The organism is Chelatococcus sp. GCM10030263 (assembly GCF_042666455.1).
Taxonomy (GTDB): Bacteria; Pseudomonadota; Alphaproteobacteria; order Rhizobiales; family Beijerinckiaceae; genus Chelatococcus.
In genome coordinates this window covers 76,562-92,214 of record NZ_JBHTDB010000006.1, presented here as the reverse complement: position 1 = coordinate 92,214, position 15,653 = coordinate 76,562, and the positions used below count along the sequence as shown (strand labels likewise).

General features: G+C 65.3%; 16 protein-coding genes. 7 read left to right on the top strand and 9 right to left on the bottom strand.

Going from position 1 to position 15,653, the window contains the following annotated elements; translation table 11 throughout:
- Nucleotides 1–903, top strand: a complete 903-nt coding sequence (locus tag ACFQU1_RS15750; protein WP_378134256.1) for a carbohydrate ABC transporter permease — start codon at nucleotides 1–3, stop codon at nucleotides 901–903.
- Here ACFQU1_RS15750 and ACFQU1_RS15745 read toward each other — a convergent pair.
- A complete protein-coding gene (locus tag ACFQU1_RS15745) occupies nucleotides 867–1,901 on the bottom strand; it encodes a DMT family transporter (RefSeq protein WP_378134254.1) in 1,035 nt (344 codons plus the stop codon). The genes ACFQU1_RS15750 and ACFQU1_RS15745 overlap by 37 nt on opposite strands.
- A gap of 382 nt (nucleotides 1,902–2,283) precedes the next feature.
- Between ACFQU1_RS15745 and ACFQU1_RS15740 the strand changes: the two genes are divergently transcribed.
- Entirely contained in the window at nucleotides 2,284–2,820 is a 537-nt protein-coding gene (locus tag ACFQU1_RS15740) for a hypothetical protein (RefSeq protein ID WP_378134252.1), read from the top strand.
- A 33-nt stretch (nucleotides 2,821–2,853) separates the two neighbouring features.
- On the opposite strand, the gene ACFQU1_RS15735 is transcribed toward ACFQU1_RS15740, so the two are convergent.
- Entirely contained in the window at nucleotides 2,854–3,288 is a 435-nt protein-coding gene (locus ACFQU1_RS15735) for a MarR family winged helix-turn-helix transcriptional regulator (protein WP_378134250.1), read from the bottom strand.
- A gap of 268 nt (nucleotides 3,289–3,556) precedes the next feature.
- Between ACFQU1_RS15735 and ACFQU1_RS15730 the strand changes: the two genes are divergently transcribed.
- Nucleotides 3,557–4,336: a creatininase family protein gene (locus ACFQU1_RS15730; RefSeq protein WP_378134248.1), complete on the top strand. Its 780-nt coding sequence runs from the start codon at nucleotides 3,557–3,559 to the stop codon at nucleotides 4,334–4,336.
- Nucleotides 4,337–4,395: 59 nt separating this feature from the next.
- Here the strand turns inward: ACFQU1_RS15730 and ACFQU1_RS15725 are convergent, their stop codons facing one another.
- Complete coding sequence (locus tag ACFQU1_RS15725) at nucleotides 4,396–5,991, bottom strand: glucan biosynthesis protein (protein WP_378134246.1); 1,596 nt, start codon at nucleotides 5,989–5,991, stop codon at nucleotides 4,396–4,398.
- A 602-nt stretch (nucleotides 5,992–6,593) separates the two neighbouring features.
- Here ACFQU1_RS15725 and ACFQU1_RS15720 point away from each other — a divergent pair.
- From ACFQU1_RS15720 to ACFQU1_RS15710, 3 genes are all read left to right on the top strand, one after another.
- Nucleotides 6,594–7,724: a type III PLP-dependent enzyme gene (locus tag ACFQU1_RS15720; protein ID WP_378134245.1), complete on the top strand. Its 1,131-nt coding sequence runs from the start codon at nucleotides 6,594–6,596 to the stop codon at nucleotides 7,722–7,724.
- 113 nt (nucleotides 7,725–7,837) lie between these two features.
- Nucleotides 7,838–8,395 carry a GNAT family N-acetyltransferase gene (locus tag ACFQU1_RS15715; protein WP_378134243.1) on the top strand — a complete coding sequence of 186 codons (558 nt, stop codon included), beginning with the start codon at nucleotides 7,838–7,840 and terminating at the stop codon, nucleotides 8,393–8,395.
- Between the two features lie 111 nt (nucleotides 8,396–8,506).
- Nucleotides 8,507–9,937 (top strand): homospermidine synthase, encoded by a 1,431-nt coding sequence (locus tag ACFQU1_RS15710; protein ID WP_378134240.1) that lies wholly within the window; start codon nucleotides 8,507–8,509, stop codon nucleotides 9,935–9,937.
- Between the two features lie 197 nt (nucleotides 9,938–10,134).
- Here the strand turns inward: ACFQU1_RS15710 and ACFQU1_RS15705 are convergent, their stop codons facing one another.
- Complete coding sequence (locus tag ACFQU1_RS15705) at nucleotides 10,135–10,890, bottom strand: class I SAM-dependent methyltransferase (protein ID WP_378134238.1); 756 nt, start codon at nucleotides 10,888–10,890, stop codon at nucleotides 10,135–10,137.
- 256 nt (nucleotides 10,891–11,146) lie between these two features.
- Here ACFQU1_RS15705 and ACFQU1_RS15700 point away from each other — a divergent pair, with 256 nt between their 5' ends.
- Complete coding sequence (locus ACFQU1_RS15700; protein ID WP_378134236.1) at nucleotides 11,147–11,491, top strand: hypothetical protein; 345 nt, start codon at nucleotides 11,147–11,149, stop codon at nucleotides 11,489–11,491.
- Nucleotides 11,492–11,515: 24 nt separating this feature from the next.
- On the opposite strand, the gene ACFQU1_RS15695 is transcribed toward ACFQU1_RS15700, so the two are convergent.
- From ACFQU1_RS15695 to ACFQU1_RS15675, 5 genes are all read right to left on the bottom strand, one after another.
- Nucleotides 11,516–12,043 carry a DUF2937 family protein gene (locus tag ACFQU1_RS15695; protein WP_378134234.1) on the bottom strand — a complete coding sequence of 176 codons (528 nt, stop codon included), beginning with the start codon at nucleotides 12,041–12,043 and terminating at the stop codon, nucleotides 11,516–11,518.
- Nucleotides 12,044–12,174: 131 nt separating this feature from the next.
- Complete coding sequence (locus ACFQU1_RS15690) at nucleotides 12,175–12,459, bottom strand: hypothetical protein (protein ID WP_378134232.1); 285 nt, start codon at nucleotides 12,457–12,459, stop codon at nucleotides 12,175–12,177.
- Nucleotides 12,459–13,457 carry a WD40 repeat domain-containing protein gene (locus ACFQU1_RS15685; protein ID WP_378134230.1) on the bottom strand — a complete coding sequence of 333 codons (999 nt, stop codon included), beginning with the start codon at nucleotides 13,455–13,457 and terminating at the stop codon, nucleotides 12,459–12,461. The genes ACFQU1_RS15690 and ACFQU1_RS15685 overlap by 1 nt, the downstream gene beginning before the upstream one ends.
- 34 nt (nucleotides 13,458–13,491) lie before the next feature.
- Nucleotides 13,492–14,454, bottom strand: a complete 963-nt coding sequence (locus ACFQU1_RS15680; RefSeq protein WP_378134228.1) for a CobW family GTP-binding protein — start codon at nucleotides 14,452–14,454, stop codon at nucleotides 13,492–13,494.
- Between the two features lie 269 nt (nucleotides 14,455–14,723).
- Nucleotides 14,724–15,650, bottom strand: coding sequence for a metal ABC transporter substrate-binding protein (locus tag ACFQU1_RS15675; RefSeq protein ID WP_378134225.1), 927 nt, complete (start codon nucleotides 15,648–15,650; stop codon nucleotides 14,724–14,726).
- Nucleotides 15,651–15,653: the final 3 nt, after the last annotated feature.

Below are 15,653 nucleotides of genomic sequence, written 5' to 3'. Positions count from 1 at the left end.
ATGGCCATTGCGACAGCCAACAAAAACGCCGCCGCAATCGAAGGCGACGAAGGCGGCATGCGCTATCTCGAGCGTCTTCCGCGCCGGATCGTCACGGTTTATCTGCCGCTTTTCGTCTTCGTCTTCGTGCTGCTGTTCCCGTTCTACTGGATGGCGATCACGGCGGTGAAGCCGAATTACCAGCTCACCGACTACGAGCACTACAGCCCCTTCTGGGTCGTCCAGCCCACGCTCGAACATATTCGCTATCTCCTGTTCGAGACCTCCTATCCGGGCTGGTTGTGGAACACGATCGTCATCTCGGTGGCGGCCACCGTGGTGTCGCTCGTCACGGCGGTCTTTGCGGCCTATTCCATCGAACGGCTCAGGTTCTCCGGCGCCAAATATGTGGGGCTTGCGATCTTCCTCGCCTATCTGGTGCCGCCGTCGATCCTGTTCATCCCGCTCGCGCTCATGGTGTTTAATTTCGGCATCTACGACACCAAGCTCGCGCTGATCTTCACCTATCCCACCTTCCTCGTGCCCTTCTGCACCTGGCTGCTCATGGGCTATTTCCGCTCGATCCCCTATGAGCTCGAAGAATGCGCGTTGATCGACGGTGCGTCGCGCTGGCAGATCCTGATCAAGGTGCTGCTGCCCTTGTCGGTGCCGGGGCTCATCTCGGCCGGCATCTTCGCCTTCACGCTCTCATGGAACGAGTTCATCTACGCGCTCACCTTCATCCAGTCGTCGGAAAACAAGACCGTGCCGGTCGGTGTTTTGACGGAACTGGTGCGCAGCGACGTCTATGAATGGGGATCGCTGATGGCAGGCGCGCTCATCGGGTCGCTGCCGGTGGTCATCCTCTATTCCTTCTTCGTCGAGCACTACGTGTCGTCAATGACGGGCGCGGTCAAGGAGTGAGCCGAGACCGGGGCTTTCGCGACGATGCGCTCGCGGTGGAGGAGATAGAGGCCCGAGGCAATGACGATGCCTGCGCCGACGAGGGTCATGGCATCGGGCACCTGGCCGAATACCCAGTAGCTCAGTAGCGTCGCCCAGATGATATGGGTGTAGCTGAACGGGGCGAGGACCGGTGCCGGCGCATGGCGGCAGGCGAGGATCAAGAACCAGTGCCCGACCGCGCCGGCGAAGCCGCACAGCACCATCACGCCCCAGATCAGCAGGGAGGCCGGCTCCGTCCAGATGAAGGGAATGATCGGCGTCAGCAGCACGACCCCTGCCGCACCTGAATAGACCATCGTGGTCTCCGGCGGGTCGCGTGCGGCGAGCATGCGCGTCGTCAGCGTATAGCCCGCGCTGGCACAGGCGCTGGCCACCGAAAGCAGGGCGGCGGGCTGGAAGCCGCCGAGACCCGGCCGGGTGATGACGAGCACCCCGAGAAAGCCGACCGCGATGGCGGCGAGCCGTCGCGGCCCCGCCCATTCGCCGATGAGCGGCCCGGCCAGCAGCGCCACCATGAGCGGCGCGGAGAAGGAAATGGCGCTCATCTCCGACAGCTGCAGATAAACGAGCGCCCAGAAGTTCAGGATAGTCGAGACCAGGAGCAGCAGCGAGCGGGTGGCCTGCAGGCCGGGCGCCCGGGTCACGAAGATGCGCGGCCGGCCCAGCGGATTGACGAGCGCCAGAACGAAGACGACGCTGCCGAAATAGCGCACCCAGACGGTCTGCAGCGGATCCATGTACTGGTTGAGCCACTTGCCGCTGGTATCAATGCAGGCAAAGCCCAGAACAGCGGCGAGAGCAAAGGCGATGGCGACCAGCCGGCCGCGATGGCCCGGCCGCTCATGCGCCGGGCCGGGGGGCTGCTGCTCGTCCGGAGCCGTCTTATTGGATGCTGTGGCGTTGCGGCGAAGGGCGGAGGCCGGCCGATCATGTCGCGAACGAAGACGCGCCAGCATGTGTCAGTGCAATCCCTCGCCGGACTGCAAGGCCCAGAAGAACGCGATCATTTGAGCCTCATAGTCGGACCTGTGTGGGCATCCGCGAAAGCCATCAAGCGGCTGGCCTCGGGTCATGCCTCAATGAATATCAAGGATACTGCACGGCCCGATGTCGCACGAGACGAACTGCCGCAACGCTCCCCTGCAAGGGCTGCAGTCCGTGCCGTCGGCGGGCCTGCGCTGGCGAGTAGACGGAGACAGTGCGGAACCATAGAGTGACGGATATGCCGCACCGTCTGCACACTCGCTTGCCGATGCCCTGGCGCCTGCTCTGGAGCGCGCGCTCGGTCGGCTGCGTCGGCAGTCTGTCGGCTACGCATCCGATGCCCAGGGCCTTCGCATGACGTCACCCGGCGCGGAGCGCAGTTGCGGCACCTGTTCCTTGTGTTGCAAGGTTCTCGGCATCGCGGCGCTCGGCAAGCCGCAAGGTGCCTGGTGTCCCCGCTGCAAGATCGGCATCGGCTGCGGCGACTATGACAACCGTCCGCAAGAGTGCCGCACCTTCGCCTGCCTCTGGCTGACCCAGGCCTTCCTCGGGCCGGAGTGGAAGCCGGAGCGTGCCGGTTTCGTGCTGGCCGCCGAGCACGGCGGCGCGCGGCTGGTGGTTTATGTCGATCCGGGCAAGCCGGCCGCCTGGCGCAAAGAGCCTTATTTTCGGCAGATCAAGGCCTGGGCCGCAGCGGCGGCCATGCGGCGTCACCAGGTCATCGTCTTCGTCAACAACCGAGCGACCGCCGTTTTGCCGGACAGGGAGGTCGATCTCGGGCTCCTCAAGCCCGGCGACAGGGTCGTGCACCGCGAGCGCCACGACGCCTCCGGCCGGCCCGTTCTCGACGTGCAGGTCCTGCCCGCCAGCGAGCCGGCACGGCCGCACTGATCAGGTGGCTGCGAACCATCGCACCAGCGCGGGTCAGGCGGCGGCGGTTTCTTCGAATTCGACGTCGTCGTCGCTGTCGCCGGCCAGGTTCTTGGCCATTTTACGTAAGAGCTTGCGCAAGCGCTTGCGGTCTTTGCCGTCGAAGCCCTCGAGCAGTTCGTCCTCGATCTCCCGCCACAGGCTGTCGATCGCGGCCACCTTGTCCGCGCCCGCTTGTGTCAGGCTGACGACGATGACACGCGCGTCGCCCGGCTCGGCGCGCCGTTCGACGAGCCCTTGCGCGGCGAGGCGGGCGACCGTCTTGGATGCCGTCGGCGGCTTGACGCGGAGCACTTGGGCGAGTTCGCCCATGGTCGATGTCTCGCCCGAGGCGAGCGCTTGCAGGACCTGCTCCTGACCGGGAAACAGCCCGATCGCAGAAAGACGCTCGCCAATTCGTGAACGATGCAGCCGGGCCGCATAGACCAAGGCCCAACCGACACTCTTGGCAACAGGATGCTTCATTCCCCCAAGCCCTTTTCCGCGAGTGAGCGGCAATCTTTCAGCTTCACGATGAAACAGTAAAGATTGCCGTCGAAATAATGTGTCGCTCGCCATGACGATGCAATGACATTCGCACAGCGCACGCTCCTAGATCGCCCTGATTGCCCCCTCACGGCCCGGTTTTGCAGGTTGGCCCTTGCCTTGGCGGCATGTTCGTCGCAGGTAACGGCGCACGCGTGAGGAGGACCGCGCCATGCTGCCATCGCCATTCTGGTCGGATTTGACGACCGCGGATATGAGCCGGCTGCCGATGCAGGACGTCATCGCCGTGCTGCCGGTCGCCGCCGTGGAGCAGCACGGGCCGCATCTACCGCTCGGCACCGACGCCATGATCATGGAGGGTTATCTCGCCCGGGTCGTTGCGCGGCTGCCGGCCGATATGCCGGTATCCTTTCTGCCGGTGCAGACGATCGGCCTCTCCGAGGAACACCGGGCTTTTCCCGGAACGCTTACGCTTTCGCCGGAAGCAGCGATCGCCGCCTGGACGCGCATCGGCGAGAGCGTTCAGCGTGCCGGGTGCCGCAAGCTGGTCATCCTGTCGTCGCACGGCGGCAATTCGGCGGTGGTGGACCTCGTCGCGCAGGCCCTGCGGGTGACGCTCGGTCTCGTCGTCGTGACCGTGTCATGGCAGCGTTTCGGCTATCCCATCGGCCTCTTCGGTGAGGCCGAGCAGCGCCTGGGCATCCATGGCGGCGACATCGAGACATCGCTGATGCTCGCCTTTGCACCCGACAAGGTGCGCATGGGCGAGGCGGCGGCCTTCGCCTCGCGCGGCGAGGCTATGGAGAAGGACTTTACCTGGCTGCGGCTTGCCCGGCCGGCAGGCTTTGCCTGGATGGCGCAGGATCTCAACCCGGCCGGAGTGGTGGGCGACGCGAGCGCGGCGACCGCCGCCAAGGGCGAGGCGGCCGCAGAGCATGGCGCCAATGCCTTCATCACGCTCTTGCGCGAGGTGCAGCGGTTTTCGCTGTGAGGTGAGCCGTCAAACGGACGAGCGGAGCTTTGGCTGCCCGGAATGACGGAAGCGTTGTCTCACTCCGCCTTCCAGGGATAGATCCAGGTTTCCGTCAGCGCGCGATTTCCGGTGCGCAGGAAGGCGCGGATATCGACCGCCTGGCCCGGCTCAACCTCGACGTCGATGGATGCTCGCAAGCCGCCGATCTTGGGATTGGGCACGAGCGAGGTGCGCGTTACCCGGCCCGCCGAGATCGACGCGTCGACTTGCACCAAGCTGGGGTCGTGCTCGTAGAAGGCGAGATCATCGCCGGCAAAATCGATCAGGAAACGCCGCGTGCCGGGTTTTACCGGTTCGGGCGCGCCGGTCGCCTTCGCCTTGGTTTGATAGCTGTTGACGGCCCGCCCGCCGGGGTGGAGATCCTCTGCGCTGCTGACCGCAGTAATGCGGTAGCGATAGACCAGCGTCTGGCCGGGTTCGGCCGGGGTCTTCGGCACCCAGCTCGCGACGATATTATCGTTGGCCTCACTGTCGGTCGGCAGTTCCACCAGCTCGATCTGCCCCTCGCCCCAGTCGCCGCGGGGCTCGACCCAATAGCCGGGCCGAAGCTCGTAATTCACCTCGAGATCCTGGTAATGCTCGAAGGCGCGGTCGCGCTGCAGCAGGCCGAAACCGTGGAGCTTGTTGTCCACGAAGGCGGAGATGACCGGTTCCTTCGGATTGCGCAGGGGGCGCCAGATCCACTCGCCTGTGCCGGAGTGGATGAGCAGGCCGTCCGAATCATGCAGTTCGGGACGGTATTCATCGAGGAACCGCCGATCGTTTTCGCCGATGAAATACATCGAGGTGAGGGGAGCGACGCCGAGCTTGTTGACGGTGCGGCGTGGAAAGAGCGTCGCCGTCACGTCCACGACCGTCTGCTTGCTCGGATAGACCAGGAACTGGAAAGCGCCGGTTATCGAGGCGCTGTCGAGCAGACCGTAGATCACAGCACGGTCGGTCCCAGGAGCCGGCGTCTCGATCCAGAACTCGCGGAAGAAAGGAAATTCCTCCTCGCCGCCGGCATTGATCGCAAGTCCCCGCGCCGAAAGACCGTACCGCTGGTCCCGCCCGAGGAAGCGGAAATAACTCGCGCCGAGGAAGGCGATCAACTCATCGGAGCTTCGGGGGTCGTTCAGGGGGTAGTGCAGCCGGAAACCGGCAAAGCCCATGTTGACCGGCAACGGCCGCTCGAATTTGTGCGGCCCATAATCGAAGAGCTGGGTGGAATAGGGCACGGGCGTCGGCACGCCCTCGCGGATGATATTGACCGTGACCGGCCGCTTGAACAGAAAGCCGAGGTGGAACAGCTGCATGCGGAAGGGGCCGCCGCTTGCACCGAGCAGCGCCCGTTCCGGCCTAAAGCGGATGTTGCGATAGCTGTCATAGTCGAGCTGGGCCAACGGCTCCGGCAAGACGGGTTGCGTGCTTTCGAAAGGCACATTGCCGAGCTCGCGCGCCCGGCGCACCACATCGTCATAGAGGAATTGCGGCCTGGGCGCGGCTGCCGGAGGCGGCGGCTGCGGGGGCGGGTTCCCCTGCGGGGCGGCAGCCTGCGACAGAGCAACCGTCGGGGCAAGGCCCGCCGTCGCGGAGAGCATTTCGAGAAAGCGGCGGCGCGAGAGCTGTTTCATGAGAGTGATTTAGCAAGGAAGCGACAGCACGGCATCATTAAAGACATTCCCCAGCCCATGCCATGAGATTTGCGGCATAACGGGGGCCACGGGTGGGCCAGCCGAAGGCCGCGATTTTTTTTCGGCTTTTGTCGTTACAGGTCTTGAGCTTCGGGCCGATCGCATCTATCTACAGCCCTGCCCAATTTCGCACGTGCCTGTGGCCGTGTGCTAGTCGGTGGGCATCCGGACAAGAGGCCGGACAGCCGCCCGGGACACATCGCAAACTCCTCAGGAGGATGCGAGGTGGTTCCGAACCACTTGACTGGCAGCCGGAGGCGAAACCGGCGCACCTCGTTCTCCACGGGGGACGCGGCTTAAAGCAACGACGGAACGGGCTTTTTTGGTCTCTGCCGGCTTTCCAAAGGCCGGCCCGGGCTACCGAAGAGGCTTGTCCATCATTGCCGGGCGTGCGGACGGGATTCTCCCATCCAATCCAAGGCAGCACGGTCGGTTTGCAGCCGTCGCCGTCGTCGCGTCTCCAAAGCGCGTCGGCGCGATCTCTGTCAATCCGCATCATGCCGGGCGCTATGCGCGCCCCTTATGACCTTTGGGAGAGTGCCATGACCGAGCGCATTCGCGAATTCCTGCGCAACCGACGCGAGGACGGCCCCTGCCTGGTGGTCGACCTGGAGGTCGTGCGCGACAATTATCTCACTTTCGCCAGGGCTCTGCCGGACACGCGCGTCTTCTACGCCGTGAAGGCCAATCCGTCCCCGGAAGTGCTCTCGCTGCTGGCTGAGCTCGGCTCCTCCTTCGATACGGCTTCGGTCGCGGAGATCGAGATGGTGCTCGCCGCTGGCGCCGGTCCGGATCGCATCTCCTTCGGCAATACCATCAAGAAGGAGCGCGATATCGCCCGCGCCTATGCGCTCGGGGTGCGCCTTTTCGCCGTCGACTGCGTCGCGGAAGTGGACAAGATCGTCCGCGCCGCGCCGGGCGCGCGCGTTTTCTGCCGCATCCTGTGCGATGGCGCCGGCGCCGAATGGCCGCTGTCGCGCAAGTTCGGCTGCGAGCCGTCGCTCGCCGTCAGCGTGCTCGAGCATGCGCATCGCAACGGGCTCGAGGCCTATGGCGTCTCCTTTCACGTGGGCTCGCAGCAGGGCAATCCGGAGGCTTGGGACCAGGCGCTCACGGCTGCCGCAGAGGTCTTCCGCAACTGCGCGGAGCGCGGCATCCATCTGTCGATGGTCAATCTCGGCGGCGGTTTTCCGGCCAAGTATCTCAAGGAGATGCCGGCGGTCGAGGTCTATGGCAATGCCATCTTCCAGGCGCTGCGCCGGCATTTCGGCAATGCGATCCCGGAGACCATCATCGAACCCGGCCGCGGCATGGTGGGCGATGCGGGCGTGATCGAGGCGGAGGTCGTCCTCGTGTCGACCAAGAGCGCCGAGGAGACGCTGCGCTGGGTCTATCTCGACATCGGCAAATTCGGCGGTCTCGCTGAGACGATGGACGAGGCGATCCGCTATCCCATCCGCACGCCGCGCGACGGCGATGCGGTGTCGGATTGCGTGATCGCAGGCCCGACCTGCGATTCGGCGGATGTGCTCTATGAGCGCGAACCTTATGCGCTGCCGGTCAGCCTCGCCATCGGCGACAAGGTGCTGATCGAGGGAACGGGCGCCTATACGACGACCTATTCGGCCGTCGCCTTCAACGGCTTTCCGCCGTTGCGCGCCTACCACATCTGACGGGCTTCGCACCGTCGGCGAGGATGCCGGCACACCGGCATCCTCTTCCCCCTTGCTCTGGAATTGTCGCGGGCGCGCAGGGCCACAGCCCTGCCGCACGAAGGATGACGGCCATGACCATGGTATCGCCCCTCACCATCCGGACCGAAACGGCTGCCGACGTGGCAGCCCGTGAATTTCTGCTCGACCGCTGCTTCGGCGAGGCTCGGTTCCTGAAGACCTGCGAGCGGCTGCGCGAGGGCCGGCTGCCGGCCGAAGGGCTGGCGCTGACGGCGGATGATGCCGACGGCCGGCTCGTCGGGACGCTGCGCTTCTGGCATGTCACGGCCGCTGCCTCAAATCCGGCGCTGCTGCTGGGCCCGCTGGCCGTTGCGCCCGAACTGCGCGGCGTCGGCCTCGGCGCGGCCATGATGCGTGCAGGACTGGCGCGTGCCGAGGCCCTTGGCCATCGCGCGGTGCTGCTCGTCGGCGACGCGCCCTATTACGCGCGTTTCGGATTCTCGGCCGCTCTGACCGAGCGGCTCAGCCTGCCCGGCCCCTATGAGCGCGAGCGTTTCCTGGCGCGCGAGCTCGTGCCGGGAGCACTCGCCGGCGCCAGGGGCCTGGTGATCGGCACCGGTGCGCTCCTGCCCGTGGCGGAGATCCCCGCTGCCGTGGCGCAGGCTGCCTGACGTCATAAAGGATTGACCTTGATGTCGGAAACGGGGACATGGGGTGATCCCGTGTCCCCAGACTTTTGCCCGTATGCAGGCAGCCTGTCCGCCTGCCTGAGGAGATGAAGAATGACCGATTGGCCCGTCCATGCCCGTTTCGAAGGCCCCATCGTGCTCATCGGCTTCGGCTCGATCGGCCGTGGCGTGCTGCCGCTCATCGAGCGGCATATCGCCCATGACAGGTCGAAGTTCGTGGTCATCGACCCGAAGGACAAGGACCGGCAGCTTCTCGACGAGCGCGGCATCCGCTTCATCCAGGAGGCGGTCACGCGCGAAAATTTCGACGATCTGTTGAAGCCGCTCCTCAAGGTCGGACCGGGGCCCGGGCTCATCGTCAATCTGTCGGTGGATGTCTCGTCGGTCGCCATCATGCGGCTGGCGCGGGAGCTCGGCGCCTTCTACGTCGACACGGTCGCCGAGCCTTGGCCCGGTTTCTACACCGACTCGCGGCTCACAGTGTCGCAACGCTCCAATTATGCGCTTCGCAGCGAGGTCTTGACCCTGAAGAGCGCGCTCGGTCGCGGCCGCACGGCCGTGAACTGCTGCGGCGCCAATCCGGGCATGGTGTCCTGGATGGTCAAGCAGGCGCTCATCAATGTCGCCCAGGACCTCGGTATCGCGACGCCGGAGCCTACGACGCGTGAAGATTGGGCGCGGCTGATGAGCCAAGCCGGCGTCAAAGGCATCCACATCGCCGAGCGCGACACCCAGCGCGCGAAGAAACCGAAGCCGCGCGGCGTCTTCGTCAATACCTGGTCCGTGGAGGGCTTCGTGTCGGAAGGACTGCAGCCGGCGGAACTCGGCTGGGGCACGCACGAGAAGAGCCTGCCGCCGGAAGGGCGCGGTCATGATTTCGGCAGCGGCGCGGCCATCTATCTGATGCGCCCCGGTGCCGCCACGCGCGTGCGCTCCTGGACGCCGACGGCCGGCCCACAGCACGGCTTTCTCATCACGCATAACGAAGCGATCTCGATCGCCGACTTCTTCACGGTGCGCGAGGGCGAGAAGGTCCTGTACCGGCCGACCTGTCACTACGCCTATCACCCCTGCGATGATGCCGTTCTCTCCCTCCACGAGATGTCGGGCGCGCAATGGCAGCAGCAGCCGGACTGGCATATTCTCGACGAGGATGAAATCGTTGATGGCATCGACGAGCTCGGCGTCCTCCTCTACGGCCACGGCAAGAACGCCTATTGGTACGGCTCGCAGCTCTCCATCGAGGAGACGCGGCGTATCGCGCCCTACCAGAATGCCACGGGGCTGCAAGTGACCTCGGCCGTGCTTGCCGGCATCGTCTGGGCCCTGGAAAACCCGGAGATGGGCGTCGTGGAAGCGGACGAGATGGATTTCCGCCGTTGCCTCGAGGTGCAGATGCCCTATCTCGGCCCGGTCATCGGCCAATATACGGACTGGACGCCGCTCGTCGACCGCGGCGTGCTCTTTCCCGAGGACATCGACCGCGACGATCCCTGGCAGTTCAAGAACGTCATCGTGCGGTAGATTTCTCGCTCGCAGTCATCCCAGGGCGCGAGCGTGAGCTCGCGAGCCTGGGATCCAGAACCGATGCGGGACTACGAAGGGGCGAAAACGGCGCTGATAATTTCGTGCGCCATCGTTTCTGGATCCCGGGCCCCGGCGTTGCCGGACCCGGGATGACCAACGGCGGCGCTTGCAGGCTCGACCTGTTTGTGTGGCCGCTACTTCCTCACGAGCACATAGGCATAGGCCGTCATCGCGCGCCAATCGCGCTTGGCGGCGAAGGCATTGAACGCATCATCCAGTTGCCGCGCGAGCGGCAGCCGGTTGAAATAGCCGTGGCCCCAGAAGGGTTGGATCGCGACATCGCTGAAGCCACATTCCTGCAGCATGGGCCCGATCTTGTCTTCGCTGGAGAAACACCAGTCGTAGAAGGCCGGGAATTTGGGGTCGTCGACAGCCTCGCCGCGATTGGGATAGAAGGTCTTGACGATCGCGCTCGACAGCCATTCCGGCGCTATGTGATTGGCGGCGAACGGCAAGGCGTAGAGCGTGGGAAAGAAGGCAAGGGCAATGCCCCCCGGGGCGAGCAGCATGTGGATGTTGCGCCAGGCCTGTCGAACATCCTCGACATGTTCGAAGACCATGCGCGAGAACATGAGATCGAATTGCTCGGGCGCGAGCCCCGCGTGGGAGAGGTCTCCAGCGATATCAAAGCAGGCAGTTGCAAAGCCGGGAGGTGCCTTGGCCAGTTCCGAGGCGCTGATGTCGTTGATGGTGAGGGTAATCCCGAGCTCGGCCGCTTCCTGTGCCGAGAAGGACGGATCTCGTCCACCGCCTATCTCGCACAGGCGGCTGAGGCGATAGGTCCTGATCAAGGCGACGAGCGTGTCCTTGTAGTTGTCCCAGGCCCAGTCGGAATGCCAATCAGGCCGCTGCGCTGCCATGACGGCCGACAGATTACGAAAATCGAGCATCTTGCCCCCTGTGCGAACGAGCGCCGCTTGACGGTTGCAGTTCTGTGCGTTGGAGGGGCAAGATGCGTGCCGCTGCGGTGGGCCTCATGAACCAGGGGATACCCCCGCCGGCGTGCCATTCTGGGAAAAGTCGTGCTTTGGTTTGGACAATCCGCAACTTTTTCGAGACATGCTCTATTTTCGGCATGAGTGAGGGAGATGCCGGCGCGACAAGTTGCGCCTCGGCGTCACGGATCGGAAGCGCGAGTAAAAGCCTATGCCCTTCTTTGAAGAGTTTTACGCGGACAAGCTCCGGGGGGTCATGGGGCGCCATGAGGCGGAGGCGGTTATCGACCTGCGCGGCACGGCGAAGGCCGAGGCGGAGGCGCATGTCGTCGCGCTTCTTTCCGGTCGCGGCGGCCGACCGGTGCGCACTGTCGCGATCCTGATGGATCCCGCGACGCCGACGAGCGGCGAGACCCTGTTCCAGCCGATCGGACGCCTCCTGCTCGACGGCAAGCGCCGCGGCATCGTCGAGCGCCTGCTACCTCTGCCGGCTCGCGACGGCCTCGGCTTCTATGTCGTGTTTCCCCAGATGGAACGGCAGCGTCAGAGCGGTTGATCGCCAGCCGACCGCGGAACCGAATCAGGCGCGCATCCGCCCTTCCGCCCGCAGCCGGCGGCGGCGACTGAGCCGGTGGAAGGGCGTTGCGAGCGCGCGGATGAGGCCGTAGCCGAGGAAGAAGGCGAGCCCGCCGATCGTGAAGCTCTCGATCGTGACCGGGGTCGCCGGCTCGAAGTCGCGCCAGGTATTGGCGACGAGGATCGGATCGGTCCCATGGGCGAAGACGACGAGCCTCTGCAGCGGACCGGACTCGGCAAAGGCGCGTTGCTGTGCCTGGAGGCGCTCCAGCCGTACCGCCGCCTCGCCCATGCTGGAGCCGTGATGGCTCGTGAAGGCGTCGGAACTTTCGGTGAGCCGCCGCATGGCTTCGCTGCGGTCCATGCCCGAGACCGCCGCGTCGGCATCAAACCGTTGCATCACAGTGCGCAATTCGTCGATGGCGCCGCCGAGCCGCTGGCGGTATTGCTGCGCGAATTCCGGCAGCTGCGTGCCGGCAACGGCCGCCAGGAGGCCGGTGGCGAAGCCTAGTGTGCGCGACATCTTCAGCATGGGCGGCGAATCACGTGTTGGGGCTTCGGGCCCGGCTATCTTAACCGGACAACAGCAGCGCGCCCGCTACGTTCCACATCTGCACACAACGCCGACGCTGCCGCCGGTTAGTCGCTGTCCAACGGGAGCCTTCAACTCGCCTTGTCCGCGTGGTCGGCGGCAATGGCGGCTGCGATGTCGTCGCGCGTGACCTCCTCGGCCGCGAGGCTCACCTTGAGCGCACGTGTCGCCCGTCCCGGCTCCATGAGGAGGATGACGGTTTCCGCGCCGGGGCAGGAGGGATCCGCGCAGATGATCTCGTTGGCGCTGACGACCGTCTCGTCGCTCACGCCGGACAGCTCTTTCACCCAGGCCTTGATCTGGACGAGCGCCTGGCTCTCCGGCCGTTCCTTCCGTCCGAAGAGGCCGAAGCGCATCAGGTCGGCAGCGTCAGGATGCCGGCGTCGCCCTCCGCATCGCCGAAGGCGAGCCTGCGGCCGGAGGCATCCCAGGCGAGCGCCGTGACGGGCTTACCGGTCGCCTGCCGCACCGGCAGCTCCGAGGCGTCCGTGAGGCGAATGAGGAGCACCATGCCATCGTCATAAGCGGCGGCGAGCACATAGGCCTTGGGATGGAAGGCGACGCGGGCGACCCGCGAGGTGCGCACCCCGCATTCGCGCGGCGCCCGGCCCATGGGGCCCTGCTTGTCGAAGGGCCAGATGATGGCCGCATCGGCGCCGGAGGTCGCGAGCCACTGGCCGTCATGCGACCAGGCGAGCGAGCGCGTCTTGCCGGGATAGCCCGACATGCGCATGTCCTTGCGGTCCGCCAGTCGCCAGCCGTGCAGAGAATTCTCCTGCATGGCGGTGACGATGTAACTGCCGTCAGGCGAAACTGTGACGCCGATATGCGACCCTTTCCAGGCAAGCACATCCGGCGTTGCATCCGTATTGGGGAACCAGAGGCTCACGCCGTTGTAATGGGCGACCGCGAGGCGATAGCCCTTCGGCAGAAAGGCGAGGCCCTGTGCCGTGGTCGGCGCCGTGAAGCTGCGCAACTGCCCCTTGCCGTCGCGCGCGCGCACCGTCTTGCCGGCGCTCCAGGCGATCGCGCCGTCGCGCCCGACGGCGACCGCGTCGATCCACCGGCCCTTTTCCTCGCCGCGCTCGCTGGTCGAGCCATCAGCAGCCGTGGCGACGATGCGGCCGTCGTCGCCGCCGGTCACCAGCACGTCGCCGGCACCCGCCGCCACCAGGGCGCTGCCGCCGGGATGGGTCGGCACACGCGTCTCCTCGCCGCCGTCGGTCAGAAGCACATGGCCGTCACCGAGCGCGAAGGCGGCCTTCGTCCCGAGCCACGCGAGCCCGGTGACATGGGCGCCGGCCGCGATGGCCTGCACGTGCTCGCTAAGGGACGGTGATGAAGCGACGGTCATGCGTGTTGTCTCGGCTGGTCCGCGAGAAAGCGCCCTAGGCGGCGCAGGCGAGGAAGCCCTTGCGCAGGCTGTCCCGGTCGAGATTGCGGCCAATGAAGACGATCTTCGACGTGCGCTTCTCGCCGGCTTTCCAGTCCTGCGTCAAGTTGCCGTCGAGAATCATGTGCACGCCCTGGAAGACGAAGCGCTTTGGCTCGTCCTTGAAGGCGAGAATGCCCTTGGAGCGCAGGATATTCGGCCCCTCGCGCTGCACCAGCTCGTTGACCCAGGGCATGAACCGCGCCGGATCCACCTCGCCGGGTATGGTGATGGAGACGGACTGCATGTCCTCGTCATGGTGGTGATGGTGGCCTTCCTCGAGGAAGGCAGGCTCGATCTCCAACACCCGCTCGAGGTCGAAGGCATTGCGGCCCAGCACGTCGGCGATGTCCACCGCCGCGCGCTGCGTGCGGTGAATGGTGGCATAGGGGTTGATCGCGCGGATGCGCCCCTCGACGGCAGCAAGTTCCTCCGGCGTCACGAGATCGGTCTTGTTCAGGATGATGACGTCGGCGAAGGCGATCTGGTTCTTCGCTTCGGGCGCGTCCTTCAGCCGCTCGGTCAGCCACTTGGCGTCTGCGACCGTGACGACCGCGTCGAGCCGGGTCTTCTCGGCCACGTCCTCGTCCATGAAGAAGGTCTGCGCCACCGGTGCGGGGTCGGCGAGACCGGTCGTCTCGACGATGATGGCGTCGAACTGCCCTTTGCGCTTCATGAGGCCGTCGATGATGCGAATGAGGTCGCCGCGAACGGTGCAGCAGATGCAACCGTTGTTCATCTCGAACACTTCCTCGTCGGCGCCGACGACGAGCTCGTTGTCGATGCCGACCTCGCCGAACTCATTAACGACCACGGCGAATTTCTGGCCGTGCGGCTCGGAGAGAATGCGGTTGAGAAGCGTGGTCTTGCCCGCGCCGAGATAGCCGGTGAGCACGGTGACAGGGATTTTATCGGACATGGACATTCAGGCTCCGCTGGAGGCCGGGACCGGGCGGGCATAGCGCGCTGCGCTGGCGGCCCGTCGTCCGGAAAAACGCGTCTCGCTTACATATTCACCTGCGCCGGCCGGCTCAAGGGCCGGGTCGTGGCCTCGGCGTCATCCCGGGGCCATGCGAAGCCCGGGATCCGTTGAATACTGCCAGTGAAATCCGGCCAGTCACATTGTTCATGGATATCCGGCTGGCCTTCGGCTGCCACGGAATGACCAAGGCGCAAAAGTCCGGCACCTCACGGCTTGAGCGCGTCGCTGAAGGCCTGAATGTTGTGCTCGATCATGGCGATATAGGTCGGTGCGGGGCCGTCCGACGGCGACAGCGCGTCGGAATAGACGGGCGTGCCGATCTTGGCGCCGGTCTCCTGGGCGATTTGCTGAATCAGCCGGGGATCGGAGATATTTTCGAGGAAGACGGCCGGGATCTTCTCCGTCTTGATCTGGCGGATGATCTTGGCGACGTCCTTGGCCGAGGCCTCGCTCTCGGTGGAAACGCCTTCCGGCGGCAGCACCTTCAAGCCATAGGCTGCGGCGAAATAGCCGAAGGCATCATGGGTCGTCACGATGACGCGCCGGTCGGCCGGAATAGCCGCCATTGTCGCCTTCACCTTGGCGTCAAGCGCGGCGAGCTTGGCGAGATAGGCCTCCGCATTGGCGTCATAGGTTGCCTTGCCGGTCGGGTCGGCGGCGATCAGCCCGTCGCGGATGTTGCGCACATAGGTCTCGGCATTGGCGACAGACTGCCAGGCATGGGGATCGTCATGGTGATGGTGACCATGCCCCGCGCCGGTTTCGCCCTCTTCCTCGGCGCCCTCGATCGGCGTGATGCCCTTGCTCGCGACGACCTCCGGCACCTTGCGGCCGACCGATTTGGCAAGCCGCGGCATCCAGCCTTCGAGGCCGAGGCCGTTGACGAAGAGAAGCTTGGCATTCGCTACCTTGCGCACGTCGGCGGGCGAGGGCGAGAAGACATGCGCGTCGCCGTTCGCGCCGACCAGCACGTCGACGGTGACGCGATCGCCCCCGACATTCTTCACGAGATCGCCGAGGATGGAAAAGGTCGCGACGACCGGCATCGGCTTGTCCTCAGCGCGTGCTGGTGCACCGGCGAGCAGTCCGATTGCAAGCATCGTTAACGATATAACGTTACATTTCTTGCGCATGAT